Annotated in this window: 15 protein-coding genes and 2 tRNA genes; 3 read left to right on the forward strand and 14 right to left on the reverse strand. The window is 66.7% G+C overall.

The window, feature by feature from the left end:
• Nucleotides 1–69: 69 nt before the first annotated feature.
• Nucleotides 70–339 carry a cell division protein CrgA gene (locus BLQ50_RS01885; RefSeq protein WP_093180779.1) on the forward strand — a complete coding sequence of 90 codons (270 nt, stop codon included), beginning with the start codon at nt 70–72 and terminating at the stop codon, nt 337–339.
• Nucleotides 340–497: 158 nt separating this feature from the next.
• On the opposite strand, the gene BLQ50_RS01890 is transcribed toward BLQ50_RS01885, so the two are convergent.
• On the reverse strand, nt 498–1,202 hold the full coding sequence (locus BLQ50_RS01890) for a rhomboid family intramembrane serine protease (RefSeq protein ID WP_342672040.1): 705 nt from the start codon (nt 1,200–1,202) through the stop codon (nt 498–500).
• 196 nt (nt 1,203–1,398) lie between these two features.
• Nucleotides 1,399–1,938, reverse strand: a complete 540-nt coding sequence (locus BLQ50_RS01895) for a peptidylprolyl isomerase (protein WP_093180782.1) — start codon at nt 1,936–1,938, stop codon at nt 1,399–1,401.
• A gap of 167 nt (nt 1,939–2,105) precedes the next feature.
• Here BLQ50_RS01895 and BLQ50_RS01900 point away from each other — a divergent pair, with 167 nt between their 5' ends.
• Complete coding sequence (locus tag BLQ50_RS01900) at nt 2,106–3,143, forward strand: hypothetical protein (protein WP_093180783.1); 1,038 nt, start codon at nt 2,106–2,108, stop codon at nt 3,141–3,143.
• Between the two features lie 142 nt (nt 3,144–3,285).
• Here BLQ50_RS01900 and BLQ50_RS01905 read toward each other — a convergent pair whose 3' ends face one another.
• The 5 genes from BLQ50_RS01905 to BLQ50_RS01920 form a co-directional block, all read right to left on the reverse strand.
• Nucleotides 3,286–3,648, reverse strand: a complete 363-nt coding sequence (locus BLQ50_RS01905; RefSeq protein ID WP_093180785.1) for a DoxX family protein — start codon at nt 3,646–3,648, stop codon at nt 3,286–3,288.
• Between the two features lie 415 nt (nt 3,649–4,063).
• Nucleotides 4,064–4,136: transfer RNA gene (locus BLQ50_RS01910), tRNA-Ala, on the reverse strand.
• A gap of 37 nt (nt 4,137–4,173) precedes the next feature.
• Entirely contained in the window at nt 4,174–4,293 is a 120-nt protein-coding gene (locus tag BLQ50_RS18770) for a DLW-39 family protein (RefSeq protein WP_217629070.1), read from the reverse strand.
• Between the two features lie 28 nt (nt 4,294–4,321).
• Nucleotides 4,322–4,395, reverse strand: a tRNA-Ile gene (locus BLQ50_RS01915).
• Nucleotides 4,396–4,523: 128 nt separating this feature from the next.
• A complete protein-coding gene (locus BLQ50_RS01920; RefSeq protein WP_245700830.1) occupies nt 4,524–5,072 on the reverse strand; it encodes a DUF3566 domain-containing protein in 549 nt (182 codons plus the stop codon).
• Nucleotides 5,073–5,092: 20 nt separating this feature from the next.
• Here BLQ50_RS01920 and BLQ50_RS19320 point away from each other — a divergent pair, with 20 nt between their 5' ends.
• Nucleotides 5,093–5,191, forward strand: coding sequence for a pentapeptide repeat-containing protein (locus tag BLQ50_RS19320; RefSeq protein WP_425424071.1), 99 nt, complete (start codon nt 5,093–5,095; stop codon nt 5,189–5,191).
• A 150-nt stretch (nt 5,192–5,341) separates the two neighbouring features.
• On the opposite strand, the gene gyrA is transcribed toward BLQ50_RS19320, so the two are convergent.
• From gyrA to dnaA, 7 genes are all read right to left on the reverse strand, one after another.
• Nucleotides 5,342–7,975, reverse strand: coding sequence for a DNA gyrase subunit A (gene gyrA, locus BLQ50_RS01925; RefSeq protein ID WP_093181621.1), 2,634 nt, complete (start codon nt 7,973–7,975; stop codon nt 5,342–5,344).
• A 135-nt stretch (nt 7,976–8,110) separates the two neighbouring features.
• Nucleotides 8,111–10,168: a DNA topoisomerase (ATP-hydrolyzing) subunit B gene (gene gyrB / locus BLQ50_RS01930; RefSeq protein ID WP_093180788.1), complete on the reverse strand. Its 2,058-nt coding sequence runs from the start codon at nt 10,166–10,168 to the stop codon at nt 8,111–8,113.
• A 246-nt stretch (nt 10,169–10,414) separates the two neighbouring features.
• On the reverse strand, nt 10,415–11,035 hold the full coding sequence (locus BLQ50_RS01935; protein ID WP_245700831.1) for a DciA family protein: 621 nt from the start codon (nt 11,033–11,035) through the stop codon (nt 10,415–10,417).
• Entirely contained in the window at nt 11,025–12,275 is a 1,251-nt protein-coding gene (recF, locus tag BLQ50_RS01940) for a DNA replication/repair protein RecF (protein WP_093180789.1), read from the reverse strand. The genes BLQ50_RS01935 and recF overlap by 11 nt, the downstream gene beginning before the upstream one ends.
• Nucleotides 12,276–12,364: 89 nt before the next feature.
• Complete coding sequence (gnd, locus tag BLQ50_RS01945; RefSeq protein ID WP_093180791.1) at nt 12,365–13,264, reverse strand: phosphogluconate dehydrogenase (NAD(+)-dependent, decarboxylating); 900 nt, start codon at nt 13,262–13,264, stop codon at nt 12,365–12,367.
• 63 nt (nt 13,265–13,327) lie between these two features.
• On the reverse strand, nt 13,328–14,458 hold the full coding sequence (dnaN, locus tag BLQ50_RS01950) for a DNA polymerase III subunit beta (protein ID WP_093180793.1): 1,131 nt from the start codon (nt 14,456–14,458) through the stop codon (nt 13,328–13,330).
• A 653-nt stretch (nt 14,459–15,111) separates the two neighbouring features.
• Entirely contained in the window at nt 15,112–16,578 is a 1,467-nt protein-coding gene (gene dnaA, locus BLQ50_RS01955) for a chromosomal replication initiator protein DnaA (protein ID WP_093180794.1), read from the reverse strand.
• Between the last annotated feature and the right edge of the window lie 127 nt (nt 16,579–16,705).

Raw genomic sequence — 16,705 nt, forward strand, 5'->3', positions numbered from 1 at the left:
TGGGCGAAGTGGTCCAGCCACTACGCTAGTCGAGAATACGCCGTCATCCCATCGACAGGAGCTGGCTCCGTGCCTGAATCGAAGTCTCGCAAGAAGCCTGAGAAGGCCACTGCTGCTAAGGCCTCAACGCCGAAGATCACCAAGCCGACCACGGGCAACCCGCCGTGGCTCGTGCCGACCATGATCACCTTGTTCATCGTGGGCATCCTGTGGGTCGTGACCTTCTACCTCACGTCGAGCGGACTGCGCCTGCCGGTCCCGGCGATCGGGCAGTGGAACATCGCCGTCGGCTTCGCGATCCTGCTCGCCGGATTCGGTCTGTCCACACGCTGGAAGTAACCACCACGGCTGAGATGGGCCTCGGTGCGCAACGGTTCTCCTAGGAATCCGGCGTACCGAGGCCCTTGTCGTTCGCGTATCCACAAGCCTTGTGCACAACTTTGTCCACAGGTGTGGATAACTACAGTGGTGTAACTAGGTGGGAGCGTCTGGGACGACTAGACGAGGGCGTACCGCAGCACAGCCAGCCCCACCACGACCGCAGCGACCACCACGGTCGCAGCCACCCCGACCACCTTCCGGTGAGCCGCCGGCGCGAAGACATACGCGGCCCCCAGGACTGTCCCGGTGACCAGCCCACCCAGGTGCCCCTGCCAGGAGATGTTCGGGACGACAAAGCCGATCACGAAGTTCAAGCCGATGATGACAAGCATCCCGCGTGCTCCCTGACCCATCCGGCGAAGCACGAGCAGCACCGCGCCGAACATACCGAAGACCGCGGCCGAGGCACCGACCGTGGGGGTGAGCCAGGACTGCGCGGCCGGGTCTGCGAAGAGCGCGACCGCCACGTTGCCACCGATCGCGGACACCAGGAACAGCGCCGTGTAGCGCCACCGCCCGAGCATCCGCTCCAGGTAGGGACCCACGATCCACAGGGCGTACATGTTCATCAGGATGTGCAGAATCGAGCCGTGCAGGAACGCACCCGTGATGAACCGCCACGGCTCGCTCTCGCCGAGGAACGGCGCGAAGGCCAGCTTGGCCGTCCAGCCGCTCCAGCCGAGCACCTGCTGGAGCAGGTAGCTGACCGCGCACAGGACGATGATCGTCAGTGTGACGACCGGTCGCCCTGCGCGCACCGGGGCACCCAGGGCCGTACGGCCCACCGGGGCGGCCCGCTGAACCTCTCGGACACAGTCCACGCACTGCACCCCCACGGCCGCCGCGACCGCACACTCGGGGCACGTCGGACGTCCGCACCGTTGGCACCGCACATAGCTGACCCGGCCGGGGTGGCGCGGGCAGGTCGGCGGGCCGCTCTGCGGCGACTCGGGCGAGGCGTTGGGGGACGTCATCAGCAGGTGCTGCTCTCGGGAACCGTACGGTCGATCAGCTGGATCAGTCCTCGATGGTCACAGAGGTGATCGTGATGTCCTGCACGGGGCGGTCGCCCGGGCGGGTCGGGGTGGCGGCGATCGCGTCGATGATCGCGCGGCTGGAGTCGTCGGCCACCTCGCCGAAGATCGTGTGCTTGCCGTTGAGCCACGGGGTTGCCTCGACGGAGATGAAGAACTGCGAGCCGTTCGTTCCCTCGGCCTCGCCCGTGATGGCGTTGCGGCGCGTGCCGGCGTTCGCCATGGCGAGCAGGTACGGCTTGGAGAACTGCAGCTCGGGGTGGATCTCGTCGTTGAACTTGTAGCCGGGGTCGCCAGTGCCGGTTCCGAGCGGGCAGCCGCCCTGGATCATGAAGCCGGGGATGACGCGGTGGAAGATCAGTCCGTCGTAGAACGGGTCGTTGCGCTCAGCGCCCGTCTTGGGGTCGGTCCAGGACTTCGCCCCGGTTGCAAGGCCGGTGAAGTTCTCCACCGTCTTGGGTGCGTGGTTCGGGAACAGCTCGATGCGGATGTCACCAGCAGTGGTGTGGAGGGTTGCGAACATGCACCCAGTGTTCCATGCCCAGCTTGGGGGCGGGGATGTTCTCGCGCAGAGTCGCATCATGACTTCGCAGGACGGGCGGGGAGTTTCGGTGCGATCGGGGCACGCAAGTGGCAGAGTAGTGGGAGGTGCACCCCCTCTACCCTCCGGGAGTTCGAATGTTGGACGGAATGAAGCAGTCCGCTCGCGCCGCGAGCGAGAAGATCGACGCGATCGATACCGAGAAGCTCAAGGACCAGGCCTCGGAGGTGGCTGCCGCGATCTCAGAGGGTGCACAGCAGGCCGGAGAGACGGCGACGATCCTGGCCGGTCAGGCGCGTGACGCAGCCGTGCAGGCCAAGGAGTGGGGCACCCCCAAGGTGGAGGCCTTCGTCGAGTGGGTCACCCCGCGCATCGAGCAGGCCTGGAACGAGACCCTCAAGGCCGCCGCCCCCCGTGTGGAGAAGGCAGCGGAGAAGGCAGCACCCGCGATCGACTCCGCGCACGAGAAGCTGGTCGAGGAGATCCTCCCCCGGTTCGTCACGGCGATCAACGAGGCGGCCCAGAACGCCGCCAACGCCGCGGTCAAGGGCGCCACCGCAGCCTCGGAGAAGGCATCCTCGGGCGCGGCCCACCTGGCCGACTCGATCGTTGCCGCCTCGGAGAAGGCCCCCCTCAAGCTGGCCGAGGCCGCCAAGGCAGGGGAGAAGCACTCCAAGAAGTCCGGCAAGGGCTGGTGGATCGCCGCGGGCGCAGCCGCCGCCGGTGGCGCCTACGTGCTCTGGCGCCGGTCCCAGCCCACGACCGACCCCTGGGCCGAGCCGTGGGAAAAGGTTGATGGGGCTGCCTTCGACGTCGAGGACGCCGTGGGAGACGCCGCCGAGGCGGTGGGTGAGGCAGCCGGGGTCGCCGTCGCCAAGAGCCGCGAGGTCTCGGGCAAGGTCGCCGAGTCGGTCGAGGAGCTCTCCGAGAAGGTCACCGACAAGATCTCCGAGGCCAAGGCCACCGCCAAGAAGGCGACCACCCGCACCCGCAACGCGGTCAAGGACACCACCGAGGACGTCACAAGCACCGCCGCGGACGCGGTAGCGGATGCCACCGCAGACGCCACCGACGCCACGAGTGAGGCCGCTGCGCAGGTCAAGGAGACCGCAACACACGTCCAGGAGACCGCTGCGAAGGCCAAGGAAGCCAAGGAAGCCGCCGAGGGCAGCACCGACGCCAAGTAGCTCGGCTGCTGGCAGCAGTAGCACAGCAGCGCAGACGAGGGCCGTTCCCGTTCGGGGGCGGCCCTCGTGGCGTCTGGGGTTGGGGTGTCAGGGCGTCGTGGCACCCCGCCGGTCGCCGCCTGGACCGGCTACCTCGCGCCCGTCAGAATGCGGTGGCGAGCCACGCAGCCACCGCGGACCCGATGATCAGGAACGCGTTCAGACCCATGTTCTTGGCCTCCCCGCGTGACAGGTGAAGTCCGGCTGCCAGGACCTGCATGACGACAAATCCCACGGCGGCCCAGATCGCAAGGAACGGCGCGATTCCAGTCAACGGTGGCAGGACCAGTCCGACCGTGCCGAGGATCTCCACGCCACCGATGAGCCGGACCACCGGCATCGGGACTGTATCGACCCACCCCATCATGGGCGCGAGCTGCTCCTGGCTCTGAACGACCTTCTTCCCGCCGGCGTAGAGATAAAACAGCCCCAGCACCCCGACAACGATCCAGTACGCGACGGCCACGGCAGAACCTCCACTAGCGACGAGTTACGAGTAGAGCCATCATCCACGTCCCACGTCCCACGTCCCACGTCCCACGTCCCACGTCCCACGTCCCACGTCCCACGTCCCACGTCCCAGACGATCAAACCCGCCATCTGCCGGCCGAGCCGTCCATCGACCTCAGCCACAACCTAGAAATCCCAGTCAAAACAGGCATCCCGGCCACCCGCCGCCCGTAGGTGCGCGAATTCCGCCCCATTGCGGCCAAGAGTGGGGCGGAAATCGGACACCTACCGTTGGACCGGGCGGGGGCGGACCGGGCGAGGCTGGGCCGGGCGAGGACCGGACCAGGCGAGGCCGGGCCGTCCCCCGCCAGGAACGAAAAAACGGCCCCTCTCTTGCGAGAGGGGCCGTCTGACGTGGAGCCAATCTGATGTGGAGCCAAGGGGACTCGAACCCCTAACCCCCTGCTTGCAAAGCAGGTGCGCTACCAATTGCGCCATGGCCCCGCACACGCCGCAGCGTGCTTCATGCCGGAACCTCGAGTTACTCGAAGGTGTCCGTGACCTCAGACCACAGGTCTCGTTCGGCGTTGTCCTCGGACAGCTTGCGCCATACCGCGTAACCGGCGCCAGCAACCACCAGTACAAACAACAGCTTCTTCATACGTTCCCCCTTGAGTGGGATCCGGCAGTGGGCCTTGGAGGACTTGAACCTCCGACCTCTTCGTTATCAGCGAAGCGCTCTAACCGCCTGAGCTAAAGGCCCATGCTCATGCCTTTGGTCCGAGGACTTCAGGCTTGTGCAGCGCTTGACCTTACCCCACAGAACGACCCATGCTCAAACCGAGAACACGGTGCACATCCCGCAAGCCAACATCTGACGCTTGAGTGATCTTACTCGTCGGTGAGCGTGAGATGAACCCCGCCCACCAGCGCAGCGACCACGTTGTAGAGAAATGCTGCGATTGTCGACAGCGCTGTGAGAAGCACCACATCGACGATCGCGATCATCGTCGACAACGACACGACTCGCTTGAGCTCGACGTACTGGAGGATGTTGACCTTGGTCTCCTCCCCGAGGATGTCCACGATCATGTCGTTGACCTCCGTGAATACATGCAGACCGTCCAGGACGAGCCAGAAGACGACCGACGCCACGACGATCATGATGCCGATCGCGATCGACAGCAGGAACGACAGCTTCATGACAGACCACGGGTCCAGCCGCGACACCGCCAGCCGCACCCGCCGCGGGCCGGTCGGGACCTTCTTCTGCGTCGGGGGAGCCGCAGGAGCCTTCTCCGGCACGACGGCGTGGGGCGCCTTGGCCTCACGGGCGCCCGGAACAGCAGCGTCCACAGGCGGGCGCACAGACTCCGTCGCCGCGGGCTTGGAGGCGCCCGACGCCGTCACGCTGGCCGGCTTCACGCTGGCCGGCTTCACGCTCGCAGGCTTCACGCTCGATGGCTTCACTGTCGCAGGCTTCACTGTCGCAGGCTTCACTGTCGCAGGCTTCACTGTCGCAGGCTTCACGCTCGCCGGCCTCCCTGTCGCGGGCTTGATCGCCTCTGCCCCGGTCGTGTCTGCCCCGGTCGCCGGGGTGTGGACCTCGGCCGCTTCCGGACCAGGCACCGGCGGCATGCTCGTGGCCTTCGTCGTTGACGACTTCCCTGGACCGGTAGCGGTCACAGGCTGTCCGGCGGTGTCACGGCTCATTCGTTCTCCTCGGATTCTGCGCCTGCCTCGATGGCGATCCCTGAGTCGTCGGTCTGCTCAGGGGTCTCACCCTGCGCCGAGCCGTCGGTCGTGACGGTCTCGAGCTCAGCGGTGTCGGCCTCGGCGGCCTCCTCGATGTCGGTGTCGTCACCGAGGTTGCGTTCCACGTTACGCGCCACCGCGATGATGCGATCGTTCTTGTCCGGCTTCGCGAAGGTCACTCCTTGGGTGTTGCGACCCGTGAGGTGGACCTCCTTGACCGCGGACCGCACGATCTTGCCACGCTCCATGATCACGAGCACCTCGTCGTCCTCGTCGGTGATCAGCGCACCGACCAGGTCGCCACGGGCCTCGACCAGGTTGGCGACCTTGATCCCGAGACCGCCACGTCCCTGGACGCGGTACTCGTCGATATTCGTCCGCTTGGCGAACCCGCCCTCGGTGACCACAAAGAGGTTCGCGCCCTCGTGGACCACGTCCATGGCGAGCAGCTCGTCGCCGTCACGGAACTTCATACCCGTCACGCCCGACGTCGCGCGGCCCAGCGGGCGCATCGCCTCGTCGCTCGCGGTGAACCGGATCGACTGCCCCTTGCGGGAGACGAGGATGAGGTCGTCGGTCGAGTCGACCAACCGGGCCGCCACGAGCTCGTCGGCGGTCCCTTCCTCATCCTGACGCAGGTTGATCGCGATGACGCCACCGCTACGGTTGGAGTCGTACTCACTCAGGCGGGTCTTCTTGACCAGGCCGCGGCGAGTGGCGAGGACGAGGTACTCGGCCGCGTCATAGTCGCGCATGTCGAGGACCTGGGCGATCTTCTCACCCGGCAGGAAGGCCAGCAGGTTCGCCACGTGCTGACCCTTGGCATCGCGCCCACCCTCGGGCAGCTCGTAGGCCTTGGACCGGTACACCCGACCCAGGTTGGTGAAGAAGAGCAGCCAGTGGTGGGTCGTGGTGACGAAGAAGTGGTCGACGATGTCGTCCTCGCGCAGCTGAGCCCCGCGCACGCCCTTGCCGCCGCGCTTCTGCGCCCGGTAGTTGTCGCTGCGTGTGCGCTTGACGTAACCGCCGCGGGTGATCGTCACGACGACCTCTTCCTCGGCGATGAGGTCCTCCATGGAGACCTCCCCGGCGAAGGGCAGGATCGTCGTGCGGCGCTCGTCGCCGTACTTGGCGACGATCTCACCGAGCTCGTTCGAGACGATGTCTCGCTGGAGCTGCGTGTCAGCCAAGATCTCCTCGTACCCGGCGATCTCCCGCGAGAGCTTGTCGTGCTGGTCGATGATCTCCTGGCGCTGCAGCGCAGCCAGACGGCGTAGCTGCATGTTGAGGATCGCGTTGGCCTGGAGCTCGTCGATCGCGAGCAGGTCCATGAGCCCGGCGCGGGCGCCGTCGGCGTCGGGGGAGCGACGGATGAGGGCGATGACCTCGTCGAGGGCGTCGAGGGCCTTGAGGTAGCCACGGTAGATGTGGATGCTCGCCTCAGCCTCGCGCAGCAGGTAGGCCGTGCGACGCACGACGACCTCGAGCTGGTGCACGGTCCAGTGCCGGACGAACGCGTCGATGCTCAGCGTGCGCGGCACGCCGTCGACCAGGGCGAGCATGTTCGCCCCGAAGTTCTCCTGCAGCTGGGTGTGCTTGTAGAGGTTGTTGAGCACGACTTTGGCGACGGCGTCGCGCTTGAGCACGACGACGAGGCGCTGGCCGGTGCGGCCGGAGGTCTCGTCCCGGATGTCGGCGATCCCCTGGACGCGCCCGTCCTTGACCAGCTCGGCGATCTTCAACGCGAGGGTGTCCGGGTTGACCTGGTAGGGCAGCTCGGTGACGACGAGGCAGATCCGGTTCTGGATCTCCTCGACGTTGACGATCGCACGCATCGTGATCGAGCCGCGGCCCGTGCGATAGGCGTCCTCGATCCCACGGTGACCCAGGATGGTTGCTCCGGTCGGGAAGTCCGGTCCCTTGATCCGGAGCAGGAGAGCCTCGAGCAGCTCCTCGCGGGAGGCATCGGGATTGTCGAGGTACCACTGCACGCCCTCGGCGACCTCACGGAGGTTCTGCGGCGGGATGTTCGTCGCCATGCCGACGGCGATCCCCGACGACCCGTTGACAAGCAGGTTCGGGAAGCGCGCGGGCAGGACCGAGGGCTCCTGCGTGCGGCCGTCGTAGTTGTCCTGGAAGTTGACAGTGTCCTTGTCGATGTCCCGGACCATCTCCATGGCGATCGGAGCCATCCGGCACTCGGTGTACCGCGGTGCGGCCGCGGGGTCGTTGCCGGGGGAACCGAAGTTCCCCTGGCCGGCCACGAGCGGGTAGCGCAGCGACCAGTCCTGGACCAGGCGCACCATGGCGTCGTAGATCGCCGTGTCACCGTGTGGGTGGAACTTCCCCATCACGTCGCCGACGACGCGGCTGCACTTGGAGAAGGCGCGGTCGGGGCGGTAGCCGCCGTCGTACATCGCGTAGATCACGCGACGGTGGACCGGCTTGAGACCGTCGCGGACGTCGGGCAGCGCGCGCCCGACGATGACGGACATCGCGTAGTCGAGGTAGGAGCGCTGCATCTCGAGCTGCAGGTCGACCCGCTCGATCCGGCCGTGCTCGATCACCTCGCCGGCACCGTTGTGCACGGGCGCCTGGGTCGGCACGATCGCATCGCTTGCTTCAGGGTTCTGGTCGTCAGTCACGGTAAGCCTCGTTCTCTTCCGGCGCGTCCGCCGTCATGGTCCTGGGATCTTCGGTGGCGGGGCCCGCCCGCCTGTTCCCTAGATGTCCAGGAACCGCACGTCCTTGGCGTTGCGCTGGATGAAGTTGCGTCGGGACTCCACGTCTTCTCCCATGAGGACGGAGAAGATCTCGTCTGCGGCCGCTGCGTCGTCCAGGGTGACCTGCAGCAGCGTGCGGTGCTCGGGGTCCATGGTGGTGTCCCAGAGCTCGGAGTAGTCCATCTCGCCCAGACCCTTGTAGCGCTGGATCCCGTTGTCCTTGGGCAGCCGCTTGCCGGATGCCAGCCCGGCCGCGATGAACTCGTCCCGCTCGCGATCGGAGTAGACGTAGTCGTGCTCGGAGTTGGACCACTTGATGCGGTACAGCGGCGGCTGGGCGAGGTACACCATGCCGTGCTCGATGAGCGGTCGCATGTACCGGAACAGCAGTGTCAGCAGCAGGGTGCAGATGTGCTGGCCGTCGACGTCGGCGTCGGCCATCAGAACGATCTTGTGATAGCGGAGCTTGGCGATGTCGAAGTCTTCGCCGATCCCAGTGCCGAACGCCGTGATCAGCGCCTGGACCTCCTGATTGCCCAGGGCCTTGTCCAGACGGGCGCGTTCGACGTTGAGGATCTTGCCTCGGATCGGCAGGATCGCCTGGGTGCGGGGGTTGCGCCCGCGGACCGCGGACCCACCGGCCGAGTCGCCCTCGACGATGTAGACCTCGCACTCCTCGGGCCGGTTCGACTGGCAGTCGCGCAGCTTGCCCGGCATCCCCCCCGATTCCAGCAGGCCTTTGCGCCGGGTCGCCTCGCGTGCCTTGCGGGCGGCCATCCGGGCCTGGGATGCCTGGATGGACTTACGGATGATGTCCTTGGCCTCGTTCGGGTGCGACCCGAGCCAGTCGCCGAGCTGTTCGTTGACGACGGACTGGACGAAGGTCTTCGCCTCGGTGTTGCCCAGCTTGGTCTTCGTCTGTCCCTCGAACTGCGGCTCGCCGAGCTTGATCGAGATGACGGCGGTCAGCCCCTCGCGGATGTCGTCTCCGGTGAGGTTGTCCTCCTTCTCCTTGATCAGGCCCTTGGCGCGGGCGTACCGGTTGACCAGGGAGGTCATCGCGGCACGGAAGCCCTCTTCGTGCGTGCCGCCCTCGGTCGTGGAGATGGTGTTCGCGTAGGTGTGCACGGATTCGGAGTACGCGTTGGTCCACTGCATGGCCACCTCGAGCGAGATTCGCTTCTCGGTGTCCTCGGACTCAAAGGCGATGATCTCGGGGTGGACGACCTCGACGCGCTTGGCGGAGTTGAGGTGGTGGACGTAGTCGAGCAGGCCGTTGGCGTAGTCGTAGACCACGATGCGCGGCTTGCCGGCGGAGTTCTCGTCCTCCGCGCCGGACTCGCCGGTCACCTCGTCCTCGGTGTCCGACTGCTCGGGGCGTTCGTCCGTGAGCGTGATCCGCAGGCCCTTGTTGAGGAAGGCCATCTGCTGGAGCCGGGCGCGCAGCGTCTCGAAGTCGTAGTGTGTGGTCTCGAAGATCGTCGCGTCGGCCCAGAACGTCTGGGTGGTCCCGGTCTCGGTGGTCGGTTCGCCCTGGCGTAGGGTGCCGACCGGCTTGCCGCCGTCGGCGAAGGACTGGTACCAGGTGAAGCCCTCGCGCTTGACCACGGTCTCTACCCGGGAGGACAGGGCGTTGACGACGGAGATACCCACGCCGTGCAGCCCACCGGAGACCGCGTAGCCGCTGCCGCCGAACTTTCCGCCAGCGTGCAGGATCGTCATGACGACCTCGACCGTGGGGCGTCCCTCGGTCGGGTGGATGGCGACCGGGATCCCACGACCGTTGTCGACGACGCGCACGCCGCCGTCGGCCAGGAGTGTGATCTCGATGTGGTCACAGTGCCCGGCGAGGGCTTCATCCACAGAGTTGTCCACAACTTCGTAGACAAGGTGGTGGAGTCCGCGTTCGCCGGTGGACCCGATGTACATCCCCGGTCGCTTGCGAACAGCTTCCAGGCCTTCGAGGACGGTGATGTCGCTGGCGTCGTAACTTCCGTCGCTCGCCCCGAGGGATGATGCCTTAGGCTCGGAATCGGCGGCGTTGTTGAGTTCTGCCACGGCTGGTGGTGCTCCTAGTCCTCCTGCAGCGCGGTTCGACCAGCGCACGGGGGCAAAACAGGGTTCCCCGTGGAGGCTGGCTGGGCGCTGCTCATTTTCCGACTGCGGTCAGCGATCGGAATGACTAGGTAAGTCTACCGGAAACTACCGGAAACACTGGGATTTACACGAGATTTCCACAGGGCAGCCCCCAACGACGCGTGGGGTGGCGCACCAAGGATTTCCGGCGACCAACGCGCGCCTCGATCACCCGAAGGTGTCCCGCGCACCGCGGCCCTTGACGGACCGGAATCCGCGTCCGAATCCCGGCCCTACCGGACCCAGAACAGTGATGTCCTGGACCACGTCGGGACCGACCTCCTGCTCCATGAGCTCAAGGAGCCGCGGGATCAGCAGACGGACCTGCGTGGCCCATGCGGTCGAGGAAGCGCGAACCACGAGGGCGTTGTTCTCGAAGGTCTCGGGCTCGCAGTGGTCGGCGATGTCGTCACCGACCACCTCCCGCCAGCGCCCGATCACCCCGCCCACAGAGACCTCCTGGACCCACCCGCGCTGCTGAAGCAGCGCGGCGAGGGTCTCCGCGAAGAGCTTCGGGTCGCGGCCGTCCTTGCCGGGCCCGCTGCGTGGCTGCTCCGCGAGGATCCGACGACGCTGCTTGCCGGGGTAGAGCCCCTTGGCCTTGGCGGCCGCGCGGGCCCGGTTGAGGGCCTCCCGCGCGACGTCGCCGGGCGGCTTGAGGTCGATGATCTCACTGACCGGCGTGCCGTCCTCGATCCTGCGCCGGTTGTCGATCGCGGCCTGGGCCGGGTCGGTGATCGCCGCGGTCACGTCCGGTTCCTCCGCGGGTCCCTTGGTCTCACGCGGCACGGGTGACCTCCCCACCCGCGACGTCGAGACGGATACCGACGAGCAGGTCGGGGATGTCTTGGGCGACGGCCGCGGTGATGATGACCTGCCCGGCGCCGGCGACCAGCTCGGCGAGGCGGCCGCGGCGCCGGGTGTCGAGCTCGGCGAAGACGTCGTCGAGGATGAGCACCGGCTCGGTGTCCGGGCCGGACTCGGCGAACCAGAACGATTCGGGCCCGTCAGCAGTCTCGGGTCCGTCGGTCAGCAACCGGTAGGAGGCGAGGCGCAGCGCGAGGGCGAAGGACCAGGACTCGCCGTGGCTCGCATATCCCTTGGCCGGCAGCCCCCCGAGCGTGAGCACGAGGTCGTCTCGGTGGGGGCCGACGAGACAGACCCCGCGCTCGATCTCCTTGCTCCGCAACGCCGTCATCGCCTCAAGGAGCTGGAGCTCGATCTGCGCTGCGGACGGGAATGGCCTGCCGCCCGCGTGCCCGGCCTCCTGTCCGACACCGGCCGCCCCGGCCTGCGCTGCGGCGTCGGTCCCGGCCAGCGCGGCCGCGAGCGAGGACTTGTAGTCGATCTCGGCATGTCCCTGTCCGGCGCTGACCTGCTCGTAGGCGGTGGCCACGTGCGGGCGCAGGGCTGCGACGAGCTCGGTGCGCAGCGCGATGATCTGGGCACCGACCTCGGCCAGCTTGGCGTCCCAGACGTCGAGGGTGCGCAGGTCGGCCGACGCGGCGGACCTGCGGGCGGCTCCAGCGGTCTTGAGCAAGGCACCCCGCTGACGCAGGATGCGGTCGTAGTCGGAGAAGACCCCCGCCATCCGGGGGACGAGCAGGACCGACAGCTCGTCGAGGTAGCGACGTCGAGCGTCGGGGTCGCCCTTGACCAGCACGAGGTCCTCGGGGGCGAAGAGCACGGTGCGGGCGATCCCGAGGATGTCGCGCGCACGGGGGACTGGCGACCGGTTGAGCCGCGCGCGGTTCGCCTTGCCCTGGGTGATCTCCACCTCGATCACGCTGGCGCGGTCGCCCCGGACGATCCTGGACCGCACGACGGCCCGTGAGGCGCCGGAGCGGATGAGGGCGACGTCGGCCGCGACCCGGTGGCTGCCGAGGGTGGCGACGTACCCGATCGCCTCGACGAGGTTGGTCTTTCCCTGGCCGTTCGGTCCGACCAGGGTGTTGATCCCCGGCTCGAGCTCGACGTCGACCTGGGTGTAGGAGCGGAAGTCGAGGAGTGAGAGGTGGGAGACATACATCAGAGCATCAGTCTCTCAGGAGAATCGTGGGGGAGCTGCCCGACCAAGGGTGTTTCACGTGGAACGGTGCAGATCGGCGGCAGGGGCCTTCACGAGGGTCCGGATCCGGCGTCGCGCACGGCATGGCCACCGAACTGGTGACGCAGTGCGGCCACCGCCTTCATCGCGGGAGACGCGCCCTGGCGGGAGGAGAAGCGGGCGAAGAGTGCGGCCGAGATGACCGGCAGCGGGACTGCCGCGTCGATAGCCTCGTCGACGGTCCACCGGCCCTCGCCGGAGTCCTCGACCCAGTCGCTGATCTCGGACAGCTCGGGATCTTCCTCGAGCGCCTTGACGAGCAGGTCCAGCAACCAGGACCGGATGACGGTCCCGCGGGTCCATGCCTTGAGGGTCCCCGGGACGTCGGTCACGATGTCCTTGGCCTCGAGCAGCTCAAAGCCTTCGGCATAGGCCTGCATGAGGCCGTACTCGATGCCGTTGTGGACCATCTTCGCGTAGTGACCCGCGCCCACGGCGCCGGCGTGGACAAAGCCCTCCTCGCGAGGACCGTCCGGGCGCAGCGCATCGAAGATCGGCATCGCCCGCGCAACGAGCTCAGGGTCGCCGCCGACCATGAGGCCATAGCCGTTCTCGAGGCCCCAGACACCACCCGAGACGCCAGCGTCCAGGTAGCCGATGCCGGTCTCGGCCAGCGCGGCCGCCCGGGGAGCGTCCTGGACGTAGTGCGAGTTCCCGCCGTCGATCACGGTATCCCCGGCAACCAACAGCGACCCGAGCTCGGTGACGACTGCGTTCGTGACGTCGCCCGCGGGCACCATGACCCAGACGAAACGCTCACCTGCGGGCAGTCCGGCGACGAGTTCCTCGAGTGAGGGCACGTCGGTGAGCTCAGGGTCCCGGTCGAAGCCGATGACCTCGATGTCATGCGCCCGAAGCCTGGTGCGCATGTTCGCGCCCATCTTGCCGAGTCCAACGAGACCTACGCGCATGGGACATGCCTCCTGGGTGCGGAAAGACCGGGCTCATCGAGATGCCGACGAGTGCGGGTGGGGCTAGCTGGCGAAGCGGATCGGGACGAGCAGGTACCGGTAGCTGCGGTCGTCCTCGCCGTCGAGCGATCCCTGACCGGTGAACTCGACCGGCTTGTTCGGGTGAGTGAAGCTCATCCGAACGAAGTCTGTGCCCAGCGCGCCGAGCCCGTCGAGCAGGAACGCGGGATTGAAGGCGACCGAGATGTCTTCACCGACGAGGACAGCTTCGAGGGCCTCGGAGGCCTGGGCGTCGTCACCCTGGCCGGCATCGAGCACGACCTGACCGTCGGAGAACGTCATCCGGATCGGGGTGTTGCGCTCGGCCACGAGGGAGACGCGCTTGGCGGCGTCGATGAGCGGCTGGGTCGGGACGACCGCGTGGATCGGGGTCTCGTCGGGGAAGAGCCGACGAACGTGCGGGTAGTCGCCGTCGATCAGCAAGGAGGTCGTGTGCCGGCCGCCTGCCTCGAAGCCGATGATGTCGACGCCTGTCCCGGAGGACAGTGCGACGTTGACGTCGCCGGAGCCGCCGAGGGACTTGGCGACGTCGGAGAGGGTGCGTGCCCGCACGAGCGCGACGGTCGAGATGTCCGGCGAGTTCGGCTTCCATGTCATCTCGCGCAGTGCGAGCCGGTAGCGGTCGGTGGCGAGCATCGTGATGCGCTCACCCTCGATCTCCACGCGCACGCCCGTCAGCAGCGGAAGGGTGTCGTCGCGGCTTGCGGCCACGGTTACCTGGGCGACGGCGTGGGTGAGCTCGTCGCCGTGAACCGTGCCGGTCACGTCGGGCATCGTCGGCAGCGCAGGATAGTCCTCGACCGGCATGGTCAGCAGCGTGAAGCGGCTGGCGCCGCACACGACGGTGACCTTCGAGCCCTCGACGCTGAAATCGACAGGCTTGGCCGGCAACGACCGCGAGATCTCGGCGAGCAGCCGCCCAGAGACAAGAATAAGTCCGGGTTCGCTGACTTCTGCGGGGATCTCTGAACGGGCTGAGACCTCGTAGTCGAAGCTCGAGAGCCCGACGGTGCCGTCGGCCGACGCCTCGATCCGGACGCCGGCGAGAACAGGAGCAGGGGGCCGGGTCGGGAGGGTGCGAGCCGTCCACGTCACAGCTTCGGCAAGAACGTCGCGCTCAACCCGGAACTTCATCCCACACCCTTCGTGATGCGTGCATGGCACACATCGGTTGTCCGTCCGGGGATACCCCGACGTCCGTCGATCGTTCTGGTCAGACCCTGTGTCGCGAGTACATGACGGCGCCTTGGTCATCACCTGACTGTGCACGTCGTCTCTCCTCGCGTGGTTGAACACTACGCGAGTCCTGTGACGGATGGCGACCTTCTGCGGCCAGCCGCGTGCCGTGTCTTTCCGGGCTGCTGTGTAGCCGGCGAAGTTGTCGTTCGAGGGAAGGTGTTGGAGGGACGTTCTCGGAGGTTTCGCCCATCTCGCCAGAGGTGATGAAGGTGTGTGGATTTCTTAGAGAGAGAGGAGTCGTAGTCGTAGTAGCCGTTGTGGATTCTGTGGATATCGATCATCTGCGCAGGTCAGAAGCAATTTTTGGGTGTGCGGGCCGCTGTCCACAACCTGTGGATGACCTAGGCGGTCGGTGGATAACAACTTTTGCGCCGTGACTTGTCCACCGTGAACACCGTTCACGTCCACACGATTGCTAGAGCTTGTCCACCGCTGTCCACAGCTCTATGCACAGCTGTGAATATTCGTCCCACGGCTGCCTTCTCGACACCTAGATGTCACTGTCCGACGGCGCCTTCGCTGCCGGACAGTGACCTACGGCGGCGGGATCAGCCGCGGTGCTGCTGCTTGATCCGGCTGGTCAGCTCCGTCACCTGGTTGAAGGTCGAGCGCCGCTCGGCCATCTGCTCGGTGATCTTGCGGTTCGCGTGCATGACGGTCGTGTGGTCGCGTCCGCCGAACTGCTGGCCGATCTTGGGCAGCGAGAGATCGGTCAGCTCGCGGCACAGATACATGGCGATCTGGCGCGCGGTCACGAGGACCCGGGAGCGTGAGCTCCCGCACAGGTCGTCGATGGTCAGGCCGAAGTACGCAGCGGTCTGGGCGATGACGCTCCCGGCGGTGATCTGCGAGGCATCGTCATCGGTGATGAGGTCCTTGAGCACTATCTCGGCAAGAGCCAGGTCCACCTGCTGGCGGTTGAGGTTGGCGAAGGCCGTGACCCGGATCAGGGCTCCCTCGAGCTCGCGGATGTTGGAGGAGATCTTGGAGGCGATGTACTCGAGGACGTCGTCGGGTGCTGCCAGGCGCTCCCCGCTGGCCTTCTTGCGGAGGATCGCGATGCGGGTCTCGAGGTCGGGTGGCTGGACGTCGGTGATCAGGCCCCACTCGAAGCGGGACCGCAGGCGGTCCTCAAAACCGTTGAGCTGCTTGGGTGGCAGGTCGGAGGTGATCACGACCTGCTTGTTCGCGTTGTGAAGGGTGTTGAAGGTGTGGAAGAACTCCTCCATCGTCTGTTCCTTGCCCTGCAGGAACTGGATGTCATCGATCAGGAGGAAGTCGACGTCGCGGTGACGGCGCTGGAACGCGCCGGCCTTCTCGTCACGGATCGAGTTGATGAAATCGTTGGTGAACTCTTCCGAGTTGACGTACTTCACGCGGACGCCCGGGTAGAGGTTGTAGGCGTAGTGGCCGATCGCGTGCAGCAGGTGGGTCTTGCCGAGGCCGGAGTCGCCGTAGATGAACAGCGGGTTGTAAGCCTTGGCCGGCGCCTCGGCGACGGCGACGGCCGCGGCGTGGGCGAAGCGGTTGGACGACCCGATGACAAAGGTCTCGAAGAGGTACCGCGGGTTGAGCCGGGCGGGTTCGGCGTTGCTCGCCGACGACCCGCTCGAACGGTTCCCGCTGATCGATGCCCGACGCCGGGCTATCTCCGGGATGTCGATGGGCTCCGCGTAGGACGAGTACTCGGCGGGCTCGGGGGCGGGCTTCGCGACGACGGGGGACGCTGCGGCCTCCTCGTCGAAGCCGAGCTCGGGGTCGACCGTGATTGCGAAGCGTGCGTCTCGTCCCAGGGCGTTGGACAGCGCCTGGACGACCTCGGTGCGGACGCGCGTCTCGAGGTAGTCGCGCGTGTGATCGTTCGCGACGGCGATGATGACCGTGCCGTCGAACAAGCCCAGCGGCTTCGCCAGCTTGACGAAGGCAAGCTGGCGGGGAGTGATGTCGGGACTGGCTTCAAGCTCGGCGATCGCTTGCTTCCAGATCGTCCCGATGTTGTCGTCTGAGGTGGCCACGTGGTCTTCCTGATCGGTGGAAACGCTGCCCAGAGGATGGGATGAATCCAGTGGTGACTTCGATATCGCATGCTTGGGCGGCAGTGGAGAACCGAAGTGACAGTCTCCCACGGGAGGCCGTCATCCA

It is taken from the genome of Sanguibacter gelidistatuariae (assembly GCF_900096585.1).
Lineage (GTDB): Bacteria > Actinomycetota > Actinomycetes > Actinomycetales > Cellulomonadaceae > Sanguibacter > Sanguibacter gelidistatuariae.

Coding starts and splice junctions, on each gene's coding strand:
- BLQ50_RS18770 (WP_217629070.1), bottom strand. CDS start 4,293: ATGAAGAAGCTGTTGTTTGTACTGGTGGTTGCTGGCGCCGGTTACGCG.
- recF (WP_093180789.1), bottom strand. CDS start 12,275: ATGTATGTCTCCCACCTCTCACTCCTCGACTTCCGCTCCTACACCCAG.
- BLQ50_RS19320 (WP_425424071.1), top strand. CDS start 5,093: ATGGCTTCACTGTCGCAGGCTTCACTGTCGCAGGCTTCACTGTCGCAG.
- BLQ50_RS01900 (WP_093180783.1), top strand. CDS start 2,106: ATGAAGCAGTCCGCTCGCGCCGCGAGCGAGAAGATCGACGCGATCGAT.
- gnd (WP_093180791.1), bottom strand. CDS start 13,264: ATGCGCGTAGGTCTCGTTGGACTCGGCAAGATGGGCGCGAACATGCGC.
- dnaN (WP_093180793.1), bottom strand. CDS start 14,458: ATGAAGTTCCGGGTTGAGCGCGACGTTCTTGCCGAAGCTGTGACGTGG.
- BLQ50_RS01895 (WP_093180782.1), bottom strand. CDS start 1,938: ATGTTCGCAACCCTCCACACCACTGCTGGTGACATCCGCATCGAGCTG.